The 21,019-nt window shown below is 54.9% G+C and carries 15 protein-coding genes and 2 pseudogenes; 4 read left to right on the forward strand and 13 right to left on the reverse strand.

Annotated elements, in window-relative coordinates:
- The first annotated feature begins 31 nt into the window (after window positions 1-31).
- Complete coding sequence (locus ACP5D4_RS07615; RefSeq protein ID WP_428011031.1) at window positions 32-700, forward strand: hypothetical protein; 669 nt, start codon at window positions 32-34, stop codon at window positions 698-700.
- Window positions 701-727: 27 nt separating this feature from the next.
- On the opposite strand, the gene ACP5D4_RS07620 is transcribed toward ACP5D4_RS07615, so the two are convergent.
- From ACP5D4_RS07620 to ACP5D4_RS07650, 7 genes are all read right to left on the reverse strand, one after another.
- Entirely contained in the window at window positions 728-1,534 is an 807-nt protein-coding gene (locus ACP5D4_RS07620) for a radical SAM protein (protein WP_428011032.1), read from the reverse strand.
- Between the two features lie 212 nt (window positions 1,535-1,746).
- Window positions 1,747-2,142 (reverse strand): SCP-2 sterol transfer family protein, encoded by a 396-nt coding sequence (locus tag ACP5D4_RS07625; protein WP_428011033.1) that lies wholly within the window; start codon window positions 2,140-2,142, stop codon window positions 1,747-1,749.
- A gap of 272 nt (window positions 2,143-2,414) precedes the next feature.
- The gene (locus tag ACP5D4_RS07630) at window positions 2,415-3,881 is read right to left on the reverse strand and encodes an efflux RND transporter periplasmic adaptor subunit (protein WP_428011034.1); all 1,467 of its coding nucleotides are present in this window, start codon (window positions 3,879-3,881) and stop codon (window positions 2,415-2,417) included.
- 76 nt (window positions 3,882-3,957) lie between these two features.
- Window positions 3,958-4,266: an ArsR/SmtB family transcription factor gene (locus tag ACP5D4_RS07635; protein ID WP_428011035.1), complete on the reverse strand. Its 309-nt coding sequence runs from the start codon at window positions 4,264-4,266 to the stop codon at window positions 3,958-3,960.
- Complete coding sequence (locus tag ACP5D4_RS07640) at window positions 4,193-5,560, reverse strand: NAD(P)/FAD-dependent oxidoreductase (protein ID WP_428011036.1); 1,368 nt, start codon at window positions 5,558-5,560, stop codon at window positions 4,193-4,195. The genes ACP5D4_RS07635 and ACP5D4_RS07640 overlap by 74 nt, the downstream gene beginning before the upstream one ends.
- A 194-nt stretch (window positions 5,561-5,754) precedes the next feature.
- Window positions 5,755-6,897 (reverse strand): pentapeptide repeat-containing protein, encoded by a 1,143-nt coding sequence (locus tag ACP5D4_RS07645; RefSeq protein WP_428011037.1) that lies wholly within the window; start codon window positions 6,895-6,897, stop codon window positions 5,755-5,757.
- A 79-nt stretch (window positions 6,898-6,976) separates the two neighbouring features.
- The gene (locus tag ACP5D4_RS07650; RefSeq protein ID WP_428011038.1) at window positions 6,977-8,410 is read right to left on the reverse strand and encodes a proton extrusion protein PcxA; all 1,434 of its coding nucleotides are present in this window, start codon (window positions 8,408-8,410) and stop codon (window positions 6,977-6,979) included.
- Between the two features lie 155 nt (window positions 8,411-8,565).
- Between ACP5D4_RS07650 and ACP5D4_RS07655 the strand changes: the two genes are divergently transcribed.
- Entirely contained in the window at window positions 8,566-10,629 is a 2,064-nt protein-coding gene (locus tag ACP5D4_RS07655) for a recombinase family protein (protein WP_428011039.1), read from the forward strand.
- Between the two features lie 90 nt (window positions 10,630-10,719).
- Here ACP5D4_RS07655 and ACP5D4_RS07660 read toward each other — a convergent pair whose 3' ends face one another.
- Complete coding sequence (locus tag ACP5D4_RS07660) at window positions 10,720-11,142, reverse strand: hypothetical protein (RefSeq protein ID WP_428011040.1); 423 nt, start codon at window positions 11,140-11,142, stop codon at window positions 10,720-10,722.
- Window positions 11,143-12,046: 904 nt separating this feature from the next.
- Here ACP5D4_RS07660 and ACP5D4_RS07665 point away from each other — a divergent pair.
- A complete protein-coding gene (locus ACP5D4_RS07665) occupies window positions 12,047-13,717 on the forward strand; it encodes an FAD-dependent oxidoreductase (protein WP_428011041.1) in 1,671 nt (556 codons plus the stop codon).
- Window positions 13,718-13,818: 101 nt separating this feature from the next.
- Here ACP5D4_RS07665 and ACP5D4_RS07670 read toward each other — a convergent pair whose 3' ends face one another.
- From ACP5D4_RS07670 to ACP5D4_RS07680, 3 genes are all read right to left on the reverse strand, one after another.
- Complete coding sequence (locus ACP5D4_RS07670; RefSeq protein WP_428011042.1) at window positions 13,819-17,490, reverse strand: PAS domain S-box protein; 3,672 nt, start codon at window positions 17,488-17,490, stop codon at window positions 13,819-13,821.
- A 187-nt stretch (window positions 17,491-17,677) separates the two neighbouring features.
- Window positions 17,678-18,901 carry an S-layer homology domain-containing protein gene (locus ACP5D4_RS07675; protein ID WP_428011043.1) on the reverse strand — a complete coding sequence of 408 codons (1,224 nt, stop codon included), beginning with the start codon at window positions 18,899-18,901 and terminating at the stop codon, window positions 17,678-17,680.
- A 784-nt stretch (window positions 18,902-19,685) separates the two neighbouring features.
- Window positions 19,686-20,192: a bleomycin hydrolase gene (locus ACP5D4_RS07680; RefSeq protein ID WP_428011044.1), complete on the reverse strand. Its 507-nt coding sequence runs from the start codon at window positions 20,190-20,192 to the stop codon at window positions 19,686-19,688.
- Window positions 20,193-20,411: 219 nt separating this feature from the next.
- On the opposite strand from ACP5D4_RS07680, the gene ACP5D4_RS07685 reads away from it, so the two are divergent.
- A complete protein-coding gene (locus ACP5D4_RS07685) occupies window positions 20,412-20,567 on the forward strand; it encodes a hypothetical protein (protein WP_428011045.1) in 156 nt (51 codons plus the stop codon).
- On the opposite strand, the pseudogene ACP5D4_RS07690 reads toward ACP5D4_RS07685, so the two are convergent.
- Both ACP5D4_RS07690 and ACP5D4_RS07695 read right to left on the reverse strand, forming a co-directional pair.
- Window positions 20,566-20,787 (reverse strand): annotated as a pseudogene (locus ACP5D4_RS07690) (RNA-guided endonuclease TnpB family protein); the annotation flags it as partial. The gene ACP5D4_RS07685 and the pseudogene ACP5D4_RS07690 sit on opposite strands and share 2 nt — an antisense overlap.
- A 29-nt stretch (window positions 20,788-20,816) precedes the next feature.
- Window positions 20,817-21,019, reverse strand: a pseudogene (locus tag ACP5D4_RS07695) (hypothetical protein); the annotation flags it as partial.

Genomic DNA, 21,019 nt, shown 5'->3' on the forward strand with positions numbered 1-21,019 from the left:
GACTCAACCTATCTAGATTAGCAAGCTACCCATGCAACATCCAAACCCCTACGGTTCGGGCAGTCCCAACGGACCGACGCCGTCCGTGCCATTAACGGTGTACCGGGAACTCGCCGCCGAACTCCAAGCCACGCAAGCGATGCTGGATTCCCTTCACCTACAAAACCAGCAACTCACGCGAGAAAATCAGTCTCTTAGCCAACACAACCAACAGCTTCAAGCAGAGGTGACAAAAGTCGTGAACTCGACGCTTCACATGAAGAAAGTTGCCGAGGCGTTAAAAGCGCCACCTCACGTGACATCTCACGGGAATTCCGAACGAGTTTCTCCGCCGCCCCGTCCGCATCGCCCGAAAGGGAGCGATCGCCCCGTCGAAGCCTTCGCCCCACCCGCCACTACGCGGCCGGAAAAAAGTGCCGATTTACCCCCGGTGTACCCGAACTCGCCCCACGTTCCCCAGTCGATGGAAGACCCCTCTTCCTCGAGGCTGTTTTCAGACCCGCAGTTCGATCCCAACAACGCCACAGTTTTCGGCGAAGATTTCTCCGATCGCGGCGGAATTTGGCTGTTAGCCGGAATTGCTGCCATCGTCGTCACGGCGTTCGGGGCGGGGTATTGGCTGGTTCGTCCGCTACTCGATCGCCAACCTTCCCAAGTCCAACCCCAACAAGTCCAACCCCCCTTTAACAGCGAACCGTGAACAGCGAACCGTTTTTCAGTCACCTCCTCAACGGGAGACTCGGGATTTCGTCGGGGCTAACCGAACCGGAATGTGGGTTTCAGTGTGAATGCGGGAGGCGATTTGTTCTAAGACCTCAAAGGGAACTTGTTTGAGTACGCGAACTTCGTAGGGGCGACTGGCAGCGTCGGAATGGTTGCCTCGGGTTTCGAGGTGCGGCGTGACGGGTTTCGGACGGGTGGGCGTGTTCAGTTGGATGGTGTCGGGTTGCAATAGGTTTATCAAGCGGATGTATTCGGCTTGTTGCTCTTCTGTCCACTCCGACAGCAGCATGGTTTGAATTTCAAAGACGCCGTTGTAGTCTTGGCGGAGTTCTTGCAATCCCGCCCAAATACTTTGCCAGTTGATGCCGAAGACTGGACGGTTGATGCGTTGGAGATCGCTGGCAAATACGGCGTCGAATTTGGCCGCGACGCGATCGGTTTTCAAGAGCGCCTGCCGTACTTCCAAATCTCCTAGTAAGGTGGCGTTGGTTAAGACGACAACTGGTTTGTCGGTCAACGCTTTTACGGCGTCGATGGCCTCCCCTAAATTCAGGGCGAGGGTCGGTTCGCCGTTGCCGCTAAAGGTGATGACATCGACATCCCACGGTGCAAAAGCTTGTAAATCTCCTAACAGTTTTTCTGTGGGAACGAAGACTTGACGTTGAGCGGTTCGATTTTGGATGTCTCCCAATTGGCAGTAGGCGCAGTTGAAACTACAGGTAGACACCGGGCCGAGGAGGTCGATTCCCAGGGATTTACCGTAGCGCCAAGAGGAAACAGGGCCGTAAACAGAGCTAAAAGTATCGGACATGGGTCAGTGGTGGGTGGAGCAGCTTGCCTCGGGCAGGAGCAACAGGAGCAACAACCCGTCAATCCAAAAAAATAAATACGGGAAAACTGGGGGTTGCAAGACAACTACCCCCAGTTTTTATTATCGTCGATCGCAGCCAATTCTGCGATCCGATCGATGGGAGGCGATCGGATTCTGCGGCGGTTCCGATGCCTCGAAGTGGTGTTGGGTTTCTAGACGCGACCCATGACGGAGAAGGATTTGATGAACGGTCCGACCATGCGGGGATCTTTGACCATCGCGCCGTAGTCTCCGACGACAAATTTCAGATTGCCTTTGGTGTAGGCCATGCCCATACCCATCATGTTCAGGCCGTTTTTCACCCATTTGTCCCAATGGCTGCGATCGGCTCTCAAATCCCAGTTCAGCTCTTGCCCTTCATAGGCGCCAGCAGCAACAGCTTTTCCGTTTTCGACCACTAACACGCCGATCGGTTTGTCGTCGCCTTTGAAACCGTAGCCAATGTTGGCGGTGAAGTTAATTTTAGCCAGAGCGTCGGACAGTTCGGCTTCGGCGTTCCATTGCTCTTTGTAGCTTTCCATCCATTCGGGAGAAAATAAGTCTGCCATAGAATTCAAGATCCTCCTGACTTTTGAGTTGGTATTTGAGTTTGTGTTCGTTGCGTTCGAGCTGGCGATCGCTGCGATCGATCGCACTGATATCGTCACGTTCCCACCCCACCCTCCCCTCTTTACAGCGAACAGCGAGCAGTAAGCAGTGGCTAGAGTGTGTGACGCGGCCGACTACTGTTGTCCGTCCTGCGGTCAATAGCGTATTACCGCGTCACGCACCGCCCTCACCGATCTGTTCGAGATCGCTGTAATAAATTATTCGCGATAAATTAATTGGTTAAGGCCACGGGACTGCCATCGCGCAGGTCGTCCGGGGGAGAGAGGACGACGCGATCGCCTTCCTCCACGCCTCGGAAGATTTCCACGACATCGCCGTGGGTTGCCCCCGTCACCACGGAGCGGAAATAGGCTTGGTTGCCTCGCACGACGTAGACGCCTTGAATGCCCAGGCGTTCGATGATGGCCTCGGACGGCACCATCAGCGCCTCGCGGTTTTGGCTGGTCAGTGCCAAGCGACCGAACATCCCCGGCATGACGCTGTTATCGGGTTCGAGGTCGATTTTGACAGTGAAGTTGTGCGCTCGCGGGTCGGAAGAGGGGACGATTTGACTGACGCGACCCCGCACTTCGCGATCGAGGGCGTCAATACGAACTGTCATCGGTTGTCCCAGGCGCATTTGCCCCACCAGGGACTCGGGTACCGGAACGCTAAACCGCAGGCGATCGGTACTTTCGAGGGTAACGATGGACTGTCCCGCCCCTGCCATCGCGCCGACGTCGGTATGTTTGCGGGTAATTACGCCGTCGAAGGGCGCCGTCACCGTGCCGTAATCGAGATCGGCCACCGTGCGTTCGACCTGAGCTTGAGCTTGGCGAACTCCCGCTTGGGCTTGTTCGACTTGGGCTTGAGCTTGGTCGATTTGCGCTTGCGACTGTTCGACTTGGGCGTTGGCCTGTTCGACTTGGGCGTTGGCCTGTGCGATTTGCGTCCGCGCTTGGTCGATGGCGCTGCGACGGCGTTCGATTTCCGATCGCACCTGTTCGACCTGGGCTTCTGCCATGGCCAGGCGAGTGTTGGCTTCGTCGAGGCGCGACTGACTCACGGCACCGTCGGCCTGCAACATGGCCATCCGGCGTTGGTTGAGCTTGGCGTCCTCGAGGTTGGCTTGCGCTTCTTGCAGTTGCGCTTTAGCCGCTTCGTGGGCGGCGATGGCCTGGTCGAGTCGCGTTTGCGCTTCGGCGCGGAACGCTTGGGCTTCCACCCCGAAGGCTCGGGCTTGGTTTTGTTGCGACTGAGCGGCTAAATAAGCCGACTGCGCCGCGCTGACGGAGGCTTGCGCTTGGGGAACGCTGGCCTCGGCTTGATTGCGCTGGGCTTGGATGTCCGCTACGTCGATAAAGGCGATGGGATCTCCAGCCCGGACGCGATCGCCCTCTTCCACCGACAACTCGCGAATCGTTCCCATGACTCGACTGGTCAGGGTGGTGGTATCGACGGCTTCCACGGAACCGGTCAGAATACGGTCTGCTTCGACGGGATTCCGTTGGGCCAGGGCGGTTTTGACCCGAAAACTGGCCGCTTCGGTGGCAGCGTGGGCGACGGGTTCGCGGTCTTGACGCGCCGCAATCCAACCCGCTCCCCCGGCAGTGGCGACTAACAAGCCCACCAATCCAACGGTGCCGACTTTCTGCAATAGATTTTTGTCAGGCTGTAAGTGTAGGAACGAGTGGGTCATGGCAGTACGAGGGTGAAGCGTGAAGGGTTAGGGGTCGCGATCGCGTTCGATCGCATAGCCGACGGACACTATAGGCTTATCCGGTGCGGTTGCGACAGCGGGCTTTGGTACACAAGTCGAGCAAATCGCTATCGACGAGACGGTAGTACCGACTGACGCCCTCGCGACGACAGGAGACGACGCCCGCGTCTTTGAGCAGTCGTAAGTGTTTGGAAACGTTGGCTTGAGACAGTCCGGTTCGATCGCAGATGTCGCAAACTTTCCGTTCCTGTTGGCAAATCGCCGCGAGGATTTGCAGTCGTGTCGGTTCGCTAAGGATTTTGAACCGACTCGCGAGCCACTCCAACTCGGCTTCCGGAAGGGCGAGATCCAGATCCAGATCCATGAGTCATTTCCTCTAGTCGTTCGGCCTCAGATAGGGGTTCGACGAGACGGATGCCGAGCATACCTAACCCCAATTTTTCAAACCAGGGGATTCCCAGACCGTTCTGCATCTTCGCCATAAAGAATCGCTCGAAGGCGGTTTTGATCCAACTGACCCAAATGCCTCGTTTGGCGATCGCCCGGCGGCGCGTTCCGCTTTCGAGTTCCGGTAACACCGGTTGAGCGATGAAGATGATGCCCGTATCGCCGAAGTCCGCCATACAAATGGCTTCCAGAGTCGGCTTGACGGGATCGCTTTGAATCACGCCGAGGTCGCGAGCGATGTTGTGAGCCACCGCCATCCCCATGGATTCCGTCATTTGCCCAGTTTTGGGAACGCCGAGCGGTACGGGGGTTTTTTCCGGTGGTGCCAGTTGAATGGCGATGCCGAGGCTGTAGATCGACGGGAAGTCGGGATGTCGATAAGTCGGTTTCACCGGAACGAAGCCTTTGGCGTCCGTCAATCCGGGAACGTCTCGTAGGAATTTCGCACCCAAAAACGGCGGCAGTAGCATTGAGTATTTGAAGGGAAGACGGCGTCCGTCTGCCAAGCAAATCTCGTCAGGGGTAATTTCGGTGACCGCAGCGTTTTCGATCCAATCGATCTGCTTCATTTCAAACAGTTGCGTCACCAGTTTTCCGGAGTTGGCCATGCCACCAATGCCCAGGTGTCCGGCATAGGGTTCCGGGGAAACGAAGGTAATGGGTACGCGATCGCGCAGTCCCCGTTTTCGTAATACGTGGTCGGCCAGCAGCGCGAATTCGTAAGCCGGTCCCATGCAACTGGCGCCCGGTACGGCTCCCACTACCAGCGGCCCGGGATTGGCTTCAAATTCCAACCAGGCTTCGCGAGCCATTTCAGCGTGGTGCGGGTTGCACACGGAATGGGTATAGCCTTTATCCGGTCCCAAACCGGGAACTGCGTCGGTGTTCAAAGACGCTCCGGTGGCAATCACGAGGTAGTCGTAGTTCAATGTGCGATCGCCGGCCACGAGGGTTTTTGCCTCGGGATCGAGATGGGTCACTCGACCGTCTACCCAATCGATACCCCGCCATTTCAGTAACGGTTCGATTTCAAGCTGCACGTTTTCCAGCGGCGTCATGTCGAACGCCACCCACGGCAGCGACGGAATAAACGTAAATTTCGATCGATCGGAGATGAGTGTGATTTTGTGTTCGCGCGGTAATAAATGTCTCAGTTCGTAAGCGGTTGGTAAGCCGCCAATCCCACCACCGACGATCGCGATATGAGCCATGATTCCTCCTATCCGTACAGAAGTTTTGACGTTCCCACCCAGTTGGGATCGTTAAAAAGTTTGTTTCTTCTCTTATTTCAACTATATGAGTAGCTAGTAATATTGTCAAGGCAAAAACTCTTAATTTTTTTTTCGACTTCCGTTTGGGGCCAGTGATGAGGTGATGGGGAGAGGAGGAGATGGGGAGACACTGCTCACTGCTCACTGCTCACTGTAAAAGGTGTTGTAGCGCCAGTGAGGATGGCGTCGGTGAAATCGGTGTCTTGTAAAATCGCGTTGGTGAGGTTGGCGTAGCTGAGATTAGCGTTAGCTAAAATCGCTTCGCTTAAATCCGCTTGTTCGAGTCGGGCGTCGAACCACAGTGTCGCGGTTAAGTTGGCGCCGAAGAGGTAAGCGTTGTTGAGGTTGGCGGTTGTGAAATTTGCGCCCAGGAACGTACCTTCGCTCAAAACGGCACCGCGTAAGTCGGCGTTTTCAAAGTCGGCACCGTTGAAGTTACCAAAGTTCAACCCCGCCCCGGATAAATTCGCATCTGTGAAATTGACGCCTAACGCCGTCGCCCGCGTTAAACTGACGCCTGAGAGATTCGATTCGCTTAAATTCGCCCCTGTTAAAGTGGCTCGGTTGAGATTCGCTTCGAGTAGTAAGGCGTTGGAGATGGTGGCTCCGGTGAGGGTGGCACTTTGCAAGTTGGAACTATCTAAACGCGATCGATGTAAATCGGCGTTGGAGAGGTTCGCCCCGCTGAGATCGCTGCGGCTGAGATTGGCGTAACGCAGGTTCGTAAAGGTGAATTTCGCCCCTTGTACGTTCGCGCCTTCAAGATCGGCTCCCCGTAAGTTCGCCCGCCCCAACAGCGCCAAACTCAAATCGGCATTCCGCAGACTGGCGAGTCGCAGTTGTGCGATGCCGAGTTGGGCTTGGTTGAGGTTCGCCCCGTCGAAGTTCGCCCCGACGCCGTTGACGAGAATGAGGGTTGCGCCCTGAAAGTTGGCGTCTGTGGCGATCGCTTCCCGCAGAGAGGCTTGGGTCAGATCGGCCTCGGCGAGGTTGACGTTGGCGAGGTTGGCGCCGTTGAGGTTGGCTTCGAGTAGCTGGGCTTGGCTTAAATTGGCGTTGGCCAGGTGAGTTGCGGTGAGGTTGGCTTGGCTTAAATCGGCGTCTCGTAAATCAGCGTTGGCGAGGTTCAACCCTGATAAGTCTGCCCCTTCGAGATCGCAGCGGCGACAGTCGAGGCTCGATCGCAGTCGTTCGATATCGTCTTCGTCGAAGGCGACGGCGGGAGTTGCCAAGGCGAGGAAGCTGAGAACGACAACGCAAGACTGAGCGAGGTGCATAGGGAGCCAGTTAAGAGTTAAGAGTTCAAGAGTTCAGATTAGAAGTCGATCGTACCGTTTTGGCGATTAATCTCGAGAATTATTCGTTCATGTTGCGGTAGGTTGCCACCGCTGAGGGGGAGATGCGGTTGAGATACCGGAAAATCCAATATTTCATCACGGTATCGAGAATCACCGGAAACGTTGCGATAAAGAGAAAGTTAAAATCGCGGCTTTCGGGGAGTCCGAAGTGACGGGAGATGCTCTCGAGAATCACTTCCCAACCGTGGGGGGAGTGATAACCCACGAAAATGTCTGTAAAGAGAATGATGATAAAGGCTTTGGCGCTGTCGCTGAGTCCGTAAATCAAATCGTCGATAAAGGATTTGACGATGGCTAACTCGCGCTTGCTGGTGAGGATGACGGCACAAAAGGCACCGAGAGAGCAGAGATCGGCGAAGACGTTTTGAACGGCGTTGTTGCTGAGTTCTTGGTATTCGCGGGCGATTTCGTGGGCTTTTTCCTCAACTTTTTCTTCCATCTCTTCCTGGGTCAGTTTCACTTGTCCGATGGCCATGCGAAACTGTAGCCGTTCTTCGTATCGCTGCAAGTCCATGAAGGCTTCTTCTTCAAAGTCTTGGTTGATGAAAACATCGACTTGCTGGTGAAAAAATTCGTTGTAGATGGGGCGGATGAGGAAGTTTTTAGAAATTTGATGGGTGAGGAGGGGAATTAGTATTAACAAGAGCATGAATTTTAGCGATATTACTGTTTTGCTCTTGTAGTAACGGAACTTTTCGACGACTTCGTCTTCTGCGTTGGGATCGAGTTCGCGCTTGATGCGATCGATCGTCCGTAAAATCGATCGCGGCAGCAAACTGGCTTTTCCTGCCATCGATTCTACATCGCTGGCGGTTTCCACGCGCGGTTCTTGGGGTTGGCTGAGGCGATCGCGCCAGTCTTGTAGCGGTACGGCTGTTCCGTTTTTACCGTTTTTGCCGTTGGTGTCGATCGCCGCCTCGGGTCGTTTCGATCGAACCGCCACAGACTTGGCGTTCGCCGAAGCGGGGGCAGGCACGTTTCGACGCCCGGTTTTTTGATTCGCTTTTTCTCGATATTTCGAGATAACCTCATCGATGATTTTGAGCTTTTTTAGGCTTTCCGAAAACTGATATTTTTCCTCGGGGGAATAGCGAGATTTTGAATCGTCAGTTGCCTCCAAGTCAATATTTGATAAATTGGTTTGTTGTGTGATAAAATTAAGAGTAGAGCGACTCGCTTTAAATTCAGCAAGTCGGCGGTCGATAGTGGACAAATAGTTAGAAAGTTCGGATTGAAACTGATTCAACTCGAGGCGGCTGTAACGGTCTGACCCCAGAGAAATGGCTTGGCCATCAAAATATTCATTTTCGATCGCTCGAATTTTCAACGCAGCTCGATACGCAGCATCCAAAGCCCGTTCTGGGGTTTTGAAATACCAACGATGAATGGCTCGCAACACGCCAGGGATGCCTTGAGAACCTTGACCTTTCATGGTTGTGAATTAATAAAAAACGGGTAAAATCGTGACGCTTGCAATTCAGATTTCAAGTCAGGAAACGCCATCAAGTCAGCGGTTTTGAAAAAACACAGAACCGCTTAAACCCAACAAATTCAGTAGTATGTTAACAAATCCAGTCGAGGTAAGCGGTGCCTTTCGAGTCAGTTTGGGTAGTCGGGGCGAGTCGTAGCGGAAAAACAACGGCATTAGTGTCGCATTTAAGTCAGCGGCTGAATCCCGACGCCAAATCTCAGAAAACCTTACCCCAACCGACCGCGTTGGTGTTAGCGGCGAACGGCGACAATCGCATGGCATTGAGCGATCGCATCGTCGTCGCCACGTCGGGGCGATCTCCTGTCTACGTTACAACGCCACTGGGCTTTTTTGAAAACGAAGTGGTGTTATTTTGGCCGTTGCTGGTACGAAAACTGAACCTGCAGGGGCAGTTTCCCTTACGGTTGCGTCCGGAAACCGAACAAGCCCTCGCCACCGAACTCTGGAGTCCAGAACTCGAGAGCGGCCAGTTGCAGCAACCGGGACTCAGACGCGATCGCCTCGTCCGACGAACCCTCGATTTCCTGCAACTCGCGGGAGCGGCGGGAATCCCCCTCGAGAAGATTTCCCAACGATTAGAACGGGGACTGTCCGACGAAGAAAGCTCTCCGGAACTGTGGCAGCTTCAAGAAAAACTGTTATTGCGTTGGCGTCAGTGGTGTTTGTCTCGCGGCTTGCTGACTTACGGGTTGATTTTCGACCTGTACTGGCGTCACCTGTTGCCCCTACCGGAATACCAACAACATCTGAAACAGCGGTTTGCGGGGGTCTTCGCCGACGACGTGGACGAATATCCCGCCCTCGCCCGACTGCTGTTCGAGACGCTGCTCGATTTAGAGATTCCCGGGACTTTTACGTTTAACCCAGAAGGGGGAATCCGCCAAGGACTCAACGCCGATCCCGAGTATATGGCGCAGTTATCCCAACGCTGTCGCGTCGAAAGCGTCTCGGGGCGAAAAGGCTTAGCCGCCACCTGGGGCGATGCCATCGTGAAACTGGCTTTAGACCCCACCTATTGGACGCAGCTACCGGGGGCGACGATACACTCGGTTCAAACTCGGTCTCGGGCGCAACTGTTGCGACAGGTTGCCGAACGAATTGCCGAAGCCGTCGCCTCCGGCACCGTTAAACCGGAAGACGTGGTGATTATCGTCCCCGGTTTGGATGCCATCGCCCGTTATACCCTGACGCAAATTCTCAGCGCTCGCGGCGTTCCCGTGCGATCGCTCAACATGCAGCGTCCCCTCGTCACTTCTCCCGGCGTGCGGGCAGTCTTGACGCTGCTGGCACTGCTGTATCCCGGCTTGGGGCGAACGATCGATCGCAATGCCGTCGCCGAAATGCTCGTCGTATTTTCCGCCTCAAAACAGTCAGAACCGGGAGACAGTGCCATCGATCCCGTGCGGGCGGGGACGCTCTGTGATATCTGTTACGTTCGAGATCCCCAACGACCGCACCTGTTACCGGCCGAAACCTTCGAGCGTTGGGATCGCTTGGGATATCGAGCTAAAGACGCTTACGAACGTATCCGAACCTGGATAGACACCCACAAAATTCAAGAAGAACAGCTTCGGTCGAACGTTCCCGTGGTGGCGATCGATACAATCGTGCGAGAGTTTCTCTGGCGTCCTCAGCTTTCCGAAGATCGCCTCGAAGCCTTGCGAGAACTCCTCGAAACCGCCCAACATTTCTGGGAAGTGGAAACTCGCATCCGAGGGAGAAAATACAACGTGGTGGCCTCCGTCAGCGACTTCGTCCAGCTATTACGACGGGGAACCGTATCCGCCAATCCCTATCCCTTACGAGATTTAGCGCGTCCGGCAGTTCTCTTGAGCAATATCTACCAATATCGCAGCAGCCGCCTTCATCATCGCTGGCACGTTTGGCTCGATATCGGTTCGCCACTGTGGTTGCAGCGAGGGGCGGCGTCTCTCTTTGGTGCCTCGTTATTTCTCCAATCCCGGCCGCCGTTCCCCCAAACTGAAGAAGAGATTCAAAACAGCGATTTCGAGCGGCTCGAGTGTATTCTTTACGATTTACTCGCACGAGTCGAAGAACGAGTCATCCTCGGTCACAGTGACCTAGCCGTCAGCGGACAAGAGCAAACTGGGCTGTTATTAGCCCTAGCCAACGCAACCTCAGAAGGGGTTATGGGGTGATGAGGAAGAAACGGCTCGCTGTTCGCTGTTCGCTGAAAAAGAGACGCGCGACGCACGTCTCTTTTTCAAGGTCAATTACTGGGCGTCAAACTACCAGGTGACTGGGAACGTCGCCGGGCCTTGACCCGAACAGTAAACGAGGGTAGATTCCAAAGGTCCGCCGGGATACATCCGGGCGCTGGCGGGCATATAACCAACGTTGCCCACAGAGTCTTCCAGCTCGAACCACATGTTGCCGTCGTTGCCCATGAAGGCATTGCGAATCATGTGGACTTGTTCGCCATCGAGCATATTGGCGATTTCAGCCGAGTTCATGTCGGGTTCCGTGTACAGAACGTTGGAACCGTTGACTCGACGGCAAACGTCGCCAGGACGTTCGCCAACCCGTTGCGCCACTTCTACGGAGTCAGTCGTGTTGACCGTTCCAGCGTTAGCAGGAGCTTTGACGCCCCCGATCGCGAGAGACGCAAAGGTTAGGACAGCAGCGGATACGCCTAGTCGGTTGAATTTCATTCGCTCAACTCCTCAGAGATACCAGTACTCTACCTAGGGATTATAAACCAACTTTTCAGATTTCTCGGTTCTCTCAAAATTTGTTAATCGAGCTTAAAGTTTTAGCTTCGATCCTTGAGATTTTCTCCAAAAAATACTGGAACACCAATCGATCCAGTTCGGTCTGTCAACGGAGAAAAACGACGACAAAACGCCCGATCCCAGAGATCGGATGGGTTCGATCGAGGGAGCGAAATTGCTCGATCGACAGTTTATAAAACTCAAGAGAAACGTAAAGATTTTTGCATCTATCTCCTTCGACTCTTGAGGTTTAACAGATATCGCGATCGCCTTCGAGACTCCGGCGGCGATCGGTGCTTAGAGAAGATACACCAGTCCAGCTACCGTTTCCGGGAAAAAGACGATAAATTTCCCCGAAAAGTTCCAGCAAGTGGCGAAATCGCCCTTCGAGCCTCGAGCCAACCCATCAGGGGGCTTTCATCGAGAGAAACTGCTTCACTCGCTAGTATAGGCCATCGATCTGAGTCGGACGACGGCGGCAAGGCGATCGCGAGAGGAATTCTTCGTTAAATTTTGAGTAAAAAACGCGAAATCCCCCTCGAAAAGGTCTGACAGAGAAGCCGTTCGGCGAGGTTTCGGTCGATCCGTGGTACCGCTGAGGCGGTTGGCGTCGGGAGTCCCTCAGATTTCTCTCGACGACGTTCTCCCGACGACGTTCTCCCGACGACGTTCGCGAAATCTAACAACAAATGGAAACGTAGATGTTATCTAGCCATTTGACGATAAGGTAATACTTAAAGAGGTCGAGGCGACAGCAACGACGAATCCCCTCGATCCGATTTTCTCCTGTTCCCAAGAGAGCGAGGCGCGTTTCGATCTCTTTGTCGATACGTTCACCATTCCTATGACTGACCAACGGATTCTCATCGTAGGCGGCGTGGCTGGCGGCGCCTCCTGTGCGGCGCGGGCGCGGCGACTGTCCGAAGATGCCAAAATTGTCATTTTCGATCGCGGTCCTTACGTCTCCTTCGCCAACTGCGGCTTACCCTACTACGTCGGCGACGTCATCACCGACGAACGCAAACTCCTCGTGGCCGATGCCGACCTGTTTGCCAAACGCTTTAACATCGAAGTACGAGTCGAAAACGAAGTCTTAGCCATCGATCGCGACGCCCGAGAAATCGAAGTCAAGAACCGTAAAACCGGAGAAACCTATCGAGAACCCTACGATCGCCTCGTTCTCGCCCCCGGCGCCGCCCCAGTGCGTCCGCCCCTGCCCGGCATCGACCACCCCGGCATCTTCGCCCTGCGAACCATCCCCGACAGTCGGCAAATTCGCGATTGGATTAGCCAACACCAAGTCCAACGGGCGGTGGTGGTCGGCGGCGGTTTCATCGGCTTAGAAATGGCAGAAAACCTCGTCCATCGGGGAATTTCTGTCACCCTCGTGGAAATGTTGCCCCAAGTGATGCCGCCCTTCGACCCGGAAATGATGGCGTCGGTTCACGACAACCTACAAAGCCACAGCATCAACTTACAACTCGGCGACGCCGTAGCTGGATTCGATCGCCACTCCGACGGCCGCCTCACCGTCAAAACCCAATCCGGCCAAACCCACGACGCCGAACTCGTCATCCTGGGGATCGGCGTCCGTCCCGAAACCACCCTGGCCAAAAACGCCGGATTAGAACTCGGAGAACGGGGCGGAATTCGCGTCAACGACCAAATGCAAACCAACGATCCCAACATCTGGGCGGTGGGGGATGCCGTGGAAGTGCGAGATTTCGTCACCGGAGACTGGACGTTAATTCCCCTGGCGGGGCCGGCCAACCGTCAAGGACGCATTGCCGCCGACGCCATGATGGGGCGCGACGTGGCCTTTCGCGGCGTACAAGGCACCTCCGTCTGTGGCATATTCAACCAAATCGTCGCCTCCACCGGCGCCAGCGAAAAAACCCTCAAACGGGCGGGAATGCCCTACGAAAAAATCTATTTGCACCCCGGACACCACGTTGGATACTATCCTGGTGCTAAACCCATTAATTTGAAACTGTTGTTTTCTCCCGAAGACGGCAAAGTTCTCGGGGCGCAAGCCGTCGGTGAAGAAGGGGTAGACAAACGCATCGACGCGATCGCCATGGCGATTCAACAAGGGGCGACGGTGTTCGACCTCGAAGAAGCCGAACTCTGCTATTCACCTCAGTTTGGCGCAGCCAAAGACCCGGTAAACATGGCCGGAATGATTGCCGCCAACCTGTTGCGGGGAGATGCCCCAGTGGTTCACTGGCACGAGTTATCCGAAAAACAATCCCAGGAAAACGGGCTGTTAGTAGACGTGCGAGAAACGGGCGAATTCGAGGCCGGTCACGTCGAAGACGCCACCAACGTCCCTTTGTCAGAACTGCGGCAGCGTCTCGAAGAACTCCCCCGCGATCGACCGTTGTGGATTTACTGTCAAGTGGGACAACGGGGATACTACGCCACTCGCGCCCTACGCTTAAATGGCTTTGACGCCTACAACATCCCCGGCGGCTATAAAACCTATGAAGCCCTGGAGGAGGAGATGGGGAGTTGATGAGGGGATGAGGAGATGAGGGGGCGGTGCGTGACTATGTATCGGTCTCAGGTTCGACACCCGATTTGGCAAGTCACGCCCCCTACGGAAACTGTTCCTCATCAACTATCAATTATCGATGGTTCGGCGACGGTGACGCGATTGCGGCCGTTGGCTTTGGAGCGATATAGTGCCATATCGGCGGCTTGGAGAATCTCTTCCCAGGTGATGCCGCAATCGGGAAAAGATGCGACGCCGAGGGAGACGCTGACTTGGCCGACGGCTTTACCGTTGCTGGTAACGTGCAGGTTTTCGATGCCTCGGCGGATATTTTCGGCGCGATCGCGGGCAGTTTCGAGAGAGGCGCCCGGTAACACCAGAGTCAGTTCTTCTCCGCCGTAGCGACAGGCGATATCGGAACCGCGAACTTGATGCTGAAGAAATTCTCCGAGGCGTTCTAAAACGGCGTCTCCGGCATCGTGACCGAACTTGTCGTTAAACTGCTTAAAGCGATCGACATCCAACATGACAACGCTGAAGGGATCGTTATCGCGATGGGCGCGACGCAGTTCGCGATCGAGGGATTCTTCTAAATAGCGGCGGTTGTACAGTCCCGTCAGGGGGTCGCGAATGCTCTGACTTTTGAGGGTTTCCCGCAGTTGCAAGTTGGAAAGTGTCAGGGCGATATGTTCGGTGACGGTACGGGCGAGATGTTGCTTGGCTTCCGTGAGACTGCCCGAGGTGGGAGATTGAATTTGTAACAGTCCGAGGGTTTCCCCTTGGGCGATAACCGGAACGCAGAGAGATTCCATGGGAAGGGAGGGAGTCCGCAAGTGATCGCAGTACAACCCCGTTTGGCGATCGCTCCAGTGAGAACGACTCAGGCGCAAAGCCCAGCAGGAATGGGAGACAAATTCCATCGTCTCCTCCAAGGGAATACCCCAAACCGAGACAGGTTTGAGAATTTCCGTTTCCTCTTCAAGCAGAAACAGTCCGCCGGAACAGCCGGGAAACAGGGGGCGCAGCAAGTCCCCGAGGGCTTCGTAGGCTTCTTCGAGGGAGGCGCAGGCTTGTAAAAATTCGTTGGTGCGGCTGAGGTTGACCATTTCCTCGTGGCGGAGTTCCAGTTCCTGTAAGTTCTCCGTGAGTTTTTGATTGACCCGTTGTAAGTCCGCTTCGGCTTGTTTGCGATCGCTGACGTTCTCGATAGCGTAGAGCAGGTTTTCCGGTCGTCCTTTAGCGTCGTGCAGCACCGATGCGGTGAGGTTGACCCAGATAACCGCTTGGTTCCGGCGCAGATAGCGTATTTCCCGCGACAAAGATTCCAGTTCGTTTCCCAGCAAACGGCTCGTCCAAGACTGCCAGTCTCCGCGATCGTCGGGATGAATGAGCGTTTCGACGGATTTCGATCGCAGTTCCTCGAGAGGATAACCGCAGATTTCAGCGTATTTCTGATTAGCATCGACGATGGTGCCGTCTCCGGTGACGTAGGCCACGCCCACCGCCACCTGCTCGAAAATCGCCCGAAATCGTTCGACACTTTCCCGCAATGCGGCTTGAACTTGTTGGCGTTCGGTGATGTCTTGTCCGCAGGCGACGATTTCCCACTGTTTCGATTGGGTGTTGTACCAACGGTTGAAGTTCCACAGGACTTCTCGGGTATCACCCTTGGCGTCGAACACCGGATGCTCGAAGTCGCGGACGAGCTGACCTTCTAAGACGCGATCGACCTGTGCGGCGACGCGATCGCGCCAAGCGGGAGGAATACAGAGAGTAAAGTAATTTTCTCCGAGCATTTCGGGCCGCGTCCAACCGCAGAGCCGCTCGGCTTCTTGGTTCCACTCAACGATTTGGCGGTTTCCCGTGAGAGCGATAATGGCGCTTCCGGCGGTTTGAACGAGAGTACGGAAGCGTTTTTCACTTTGTCGCAGGGCGGTTTCTGCCGTTTCCCACTCCTGTAGCGCCCGTTGGCGTTCGCTGATATCCTGTACGACCCCTAGGAGGTATTTGGGAGAACCGCTCCCGTCTCGCACGATGGAGACGGTGGAACTGACCCAGACGATGGCGCCCCGCTTGCTGACGTAGCGTTTTTCAAGGGAGTAGCGATCGCGGTTTTCTTCTCGCAATTGGGCTAGGCGTTCGTGAGTCGCTCGCAAATCCGCCGGGTGGGTAATGTCGCCGAGGCGCAGTTCCAGCAGTTCCGGGCGAGAATAACCCAACAGTTCGCAAAAGGTTTGATTGACCCGGAAAAACCGACCGTCTAAGGTCATCACCACCATCGCCACCGCAGCTTGGTCGAAGATGGCGCGAAAGCGTTCTTCACTTTCTCGCAGGGCTTCTTCGGCGATTTTGCGTTCGGTGATGTCGATGGTGACGCCGAGGGAGCCGAGAGAACCGTCGGTCATGTCGAAGGCGGGGGTCGTCGAAACGATCGTCCAGAGTTGGGAGCCGTCGCGACAGCGAAGTTTGAGGTCGTATTGTTGGACGGTGTCGAGGTGGCGTCGGGCGAGTTTGTCGGCGGCGATGTCGCGATCGGTGTCGTCCATGAACTCGAAGATGGAACGCCCGAGGATGTCTTCGACGCGGTAGCCGAGCATTTGCGCCATTTTGGGGTTGACGAAGGTGGTGATGGTGTCGGCGTCGATAATCCAGATGCCATCGGAGGCAGTTTCGACGATGCGGCGGTAGCGGGTTTCGCTCTGGCGCAGGGCGGCTTCGGCGTTGGCGCGATCGGTGATGTCGTGGGTGACGACGACTGCTAAGTTGAGATGTCCTTTTTCGTCGAATACGGGGGTGGCTTTGACGAACACCCAGCGCTCTTCTTGGGTGGTGCGATCGTGGTAGCAGAGGGTTTGAATGTGACTGGCTGCCCCCTCGAGAACGGCGTTTTGAGGCAATTCTTCGCGAGGGACGATCTGTCCGGCTTCGTCGAGAACGTCGTAATGGGGGGCGACGGGGCGGCGGATGGCGACCATTTGTCCGATGTCGTCGTATCCGGCGAGGCGAGCGGCGGCGTCGTTGGCGTAGACGATTTCGCCGTAGCGGCCGAAGACGACGATTCCGTCGGCGACGTTTTGTAGGATGGCTTCGAGGCGATCGCTGGTTTCTCGCAGTACGTTTTCAATTCGCTTTCGGTCTTGGATTTGTGCTTGTAAGTTTTGATTGACTTGCGTGAGTTCGGCGGTGCGCTGTTTAACTTGTGTTTCCAGTTCTCGGTTGAGGGTTTGAATTTCTTGGATGACGGCGTTTTCCTGGCGTTGGCGAAACAGCAAGCTGATAATATCGACGATGAGAACCACGGCCAGGGTGTAAAAGCCTACTCGGAGGAAAGGGGCGCGAACGTCGGAGAGGGGAACTTCGACGACGACGCCCCAGGGGAGAGAGGGTATGGGTTCGTAGGCGGTGAGAACTTTTTGTCCGTCTGGCGATCGCGCGATCGCGGTTCCGGATTTGCCTTCCAAGGCGCGATCGATGGGTAGAAACTCAGCGGTTTTCGGGTTGGCTGCGGATAATTCAGAGCGAACGCTGCGATCGAGCAGCCAAACGATTCCTTCTTCTCGCGTTACGAGGGTGATATTGGGGTTGAGCGGGTCGTCCCCACCGTTGTCTTCTAAAGAAAGGTTCAGCTCTGCTGACAGTCGCGCTAAGGTTTCATTAGGATTTCCCGTTTCCTCATAAATGGCGCGGATGAGGGCGACTCGACTGCGGGCGATTTGACTCAGATGCGTCCGTTCCCGTTCCATAGCCGCCTGAAAAAAGAGCGCACTGCCACCACCGACAACGAGGAAGGACACGAGCGTCAGATCCAGTACGAATAATTTAATGCGTCTGTGAGAGTTCATGGACGGCGGACTAGATAGACGACGCAACAGGGCTACAAAGCGCAACGAGAACAACGAAAAGCGATCGCGCCTCCAATTCGAGCAGCCCCAGGGGGAAAAGGTCTTCCTATGAAACCTCCTATTTTTGAGGCTTCACGCTTTACTCTCGATCGAGCAGGTCTCGCACCGAGCGTCCCTCGCTCTGATAACCGAAGCGCCAGAGACTCGCGGCGGCTTCGGCGCGGGTGACGGCTTTTTTCGGTTGCAACAGAGTCGTGTAACCAAAGGCTCGTCGGATGGTGGAGCGATCGCCGTTTTGGAAGTCGGCTAACACCGCTGGCAGGGCGTCGGGATCGATACGGGAGGTATCTTGAAACCCCCAGGTTTCCTTCACGGCGTCGATGCTGGCGGTAGGAAGCGCCCGTCTCAGGTCGAGCGGGATTTTCCAGCGCAGCATATCTTCGCGGGTCAGGGGCGCGTCCGGTTGGAACTGAACGGTTGTTTCTGCACCGCTGAGGGGACTCGGAACGATTCCGGTTTCGGCGAGAGCTTGAATGACGGGAAAGTCGCGATCGCTGCTAGGTACGTCTTGGAACGCTGGCGTTGAAGTGGGAGACGCCAAGCGGAGTTGTTGAGCGGGGTCGTTGGTATAGAGTTTGTTGTTGGTTTCGAGGAGCCAACGGGCGTATTCGCGACGGGATACGGCTAAATCGGGGGAAAAGGTATCGCTGTTAGGGGGGGCGGCGGTGAGAACCCCCAGGGCGGCTAGGTCTTCGACGTAAGGGCGCAGGGGGTCGGATACGCTGGCTAAGTCGCTGAATTCAGTCGTAGGAGTGGAGGTGACGGCGGACGGAGTTGGCGTGGCGTCGGGGGCTTGAGGTGGTGGTGTCGGGGATGGCGTCTCGGACTCTGAAGTATTGGCGTCTGAAGTATTGGCGTCTGAAGTATTGCTTGGGGAAGAACTCTGGTATTCAATGACGAGTTCCGTGTCGCGGTTTTCGGGGTGAGGACGCACGGAGAGGGTCGCGTCGAGACCCTGGCGACGGGCGGTTAGGGTGATGCGATCGCCCGTTTCGTCCGTTTCGAGCAGTTGCCAATTGTTATCTTGAAACTGGCTTTTGTAAAACTGTGCGATGACGTTGGCGGGGTCGGAACTCTGCCATTGAGTCCGCACGCGATCGCCCTCAGCATCGGTTTGAACCAAACGAGCGTTGGTGTAGCGAGGAATGGCATCGGGGAAATTGTCGGGGAGCGCCTCCTCTGAGGTTCCCTCCTTCGGGCTAGGGCTTGGCCTAGGCGTCTCGTCTTGCAATTGGGGATCGGCGGCGAAAGAGTCTTGCAGGGACTCGCCCCACGGACTCCCTGCACAACTGGTTAGCGTCAATAAGAGAAGAATCGAACAAAGTTTAGATTTCGACACGGGAAGCAACAAACACAAAATATCGTAGATAACCTTCTCTCTTTAGGGTAGCAAATTTACTCGGTCGACTCGTTTTTTTCAATTTTAGGGTTCAGAAAATACAGGGTTCGGTTCTCGCCTCGTCTGAAATCGAGGGGGTTGGGGTGAAATTTGAGGAGTTTTTAAGTTTTATAACCTTTTCTGCATAGCTCTTAATGGATCTCAATTTCTAGAGAATGTCGGAGATGGTTATAATTAAGAATAAATTGATTGCCTTCGTCTTCAGTTGAGAGCGGGGGACTCTTGTTTCTGTCAATTTCTGGATACTAGAGCAGGAGTGGCGTACTTTTCGGTTCAGAAACCGGGTTCCTGGGTAAGTTCTCCTGGTAAGTTCTACGGAGATCGGACAGCGAGCCGATGGTACGTCCGGAATTCGCCTGACATCCTGGCGCGGCGTTGCAATCAACGCTGCTGCGGAGATTCCCTTCAACGGTGAGTCGATTTCCCCTCCCGTTTCGATCGCCCGTCGAGAGAGCTGAAAAGCCTGTTTTTTGTCTCTTTGAAGTTTATCGACTGAAAAACAAAGTTTTTGAAGGCTTTGAATTGCCCCTGAGAATCGAAGCTGACGCGATCGCCTTTTTTTGAAGCGAATTAAATATTGACAAATATAGATTTTTGTGGTATAGAGTGTTAAAAAACAACTTCCCTTAACGGGGCGATCGCGCAGCTCAGGTACGAATAGCGATCGATGTCGCGTCAAGAGGTCACATCAAAGAGTGCCGTTGAAACCGCTAATGGCGTACTCCAAATAAAATCGCAACTCCACCAGAGCCGGAGGAGAGAGTTTCAACCCGGCATAAGCGCGATCGCGCAGGTACTCCAAAGCTGCCACGTAAATCTCGAGCGGTAGCGGTAACGTCGGAGAACCGCTACGTTTGCGGGGAAGTCCCGCCTCAGTGAGGGGGGTCGGACTTCCGACAACCAAACAGTAATGAATCGCCCGTAAATAGCGATCGATCTCCCGATAGCCTTGGCTGACAGTATCTTGAGACGCTACCGCCGTCGCTCCTGGGGGGCGCGAGCTGGTGTAACGGGGCAATACCGAATCGGCGGCATCTCGAACGATCGCATCGTGATAGACGGCGAGCTTTTCAGCCGCTTCGAGACGAGCTGCCGCCCGTTCTAACTCTTCCTGTACGGTCGCGAGGTCGGTTTCGCTGGGAAAGCGTCCCGCTACATCGGCTCTTGAAATAACAGTGGCGATGGGGGATTTCATAGGATGGGTGGGGTCAACTGGAATCTCGAAAGAGAAACCCTTGTGGTTCTCTCTATAGCAATCCTAAGTCAATTGTGTCAATTAGCAGAAGGGTCTCCGCCGTTTGCGGGGGAAAATGTATAGCAAAATACAAATACCTGGAGAATCGAGAGCCAAAACCCCTGAAATCTCGTGAAGTCAGTTTTTCTGTCACCCTAAACGGCGAAGAGCCTAGCAGAAGTGAAACTCAACCTCGAAGGAAGGTCAGAGTGTCTCGAGATCCACGGCATCGATCCCGGCATCGATCCCCGGCATCTTGGAGATGCCGGGGATCTCGCACAGCCCTTAACCGAACGGGGATTTGGCCACGAATTATTTGGTATTGCTATCAAGTAACTTGGTTTTTACAGTTTTCGTAAAAACGGGTAAGGGCTCTCAGGGTTTGCTCAACTGCCGTTTGGCAAGCATGAGAGTTGAGTTCTTCAACAAACTTAAACTCTTTTCTCAGTCGTGTGTTGTATCGAAATAACTCAGCCTTACCCACGCCTCAATTATCCATCCAGTAACGCAAGACTTTATTGCGGACGAACTGAGTCGTCCGAATTGCTTCGTCGATGGCTTGGACTTGGTGAGGCTTTGATTAAACTAAGCCGGGCAGTCGCCCACCCGACTCGTCTTCAAAACCGTGCGTGAGACTTTCACCTCACACGGCTCCTCAACAACTTGGCTCTTGTCATGAGTACCAAGGCTGCCGCGTACTTGTCGTCTAATAGCGGGAAATGCATCGAGCTTTTCTAGTAGTACACCGTGGTCAATCCTGTCGAAACATTTGGCAATATCGGCATCTA

This window comes from Baaleninema sp., from assembly GCF_049974805.1.
Taxonomy (GTDB): Bacteria; Cyanobacteriota; Cyanobacteriia; order Cyanobacteriales; family Geitlerinemataceae; genus Baaleninema.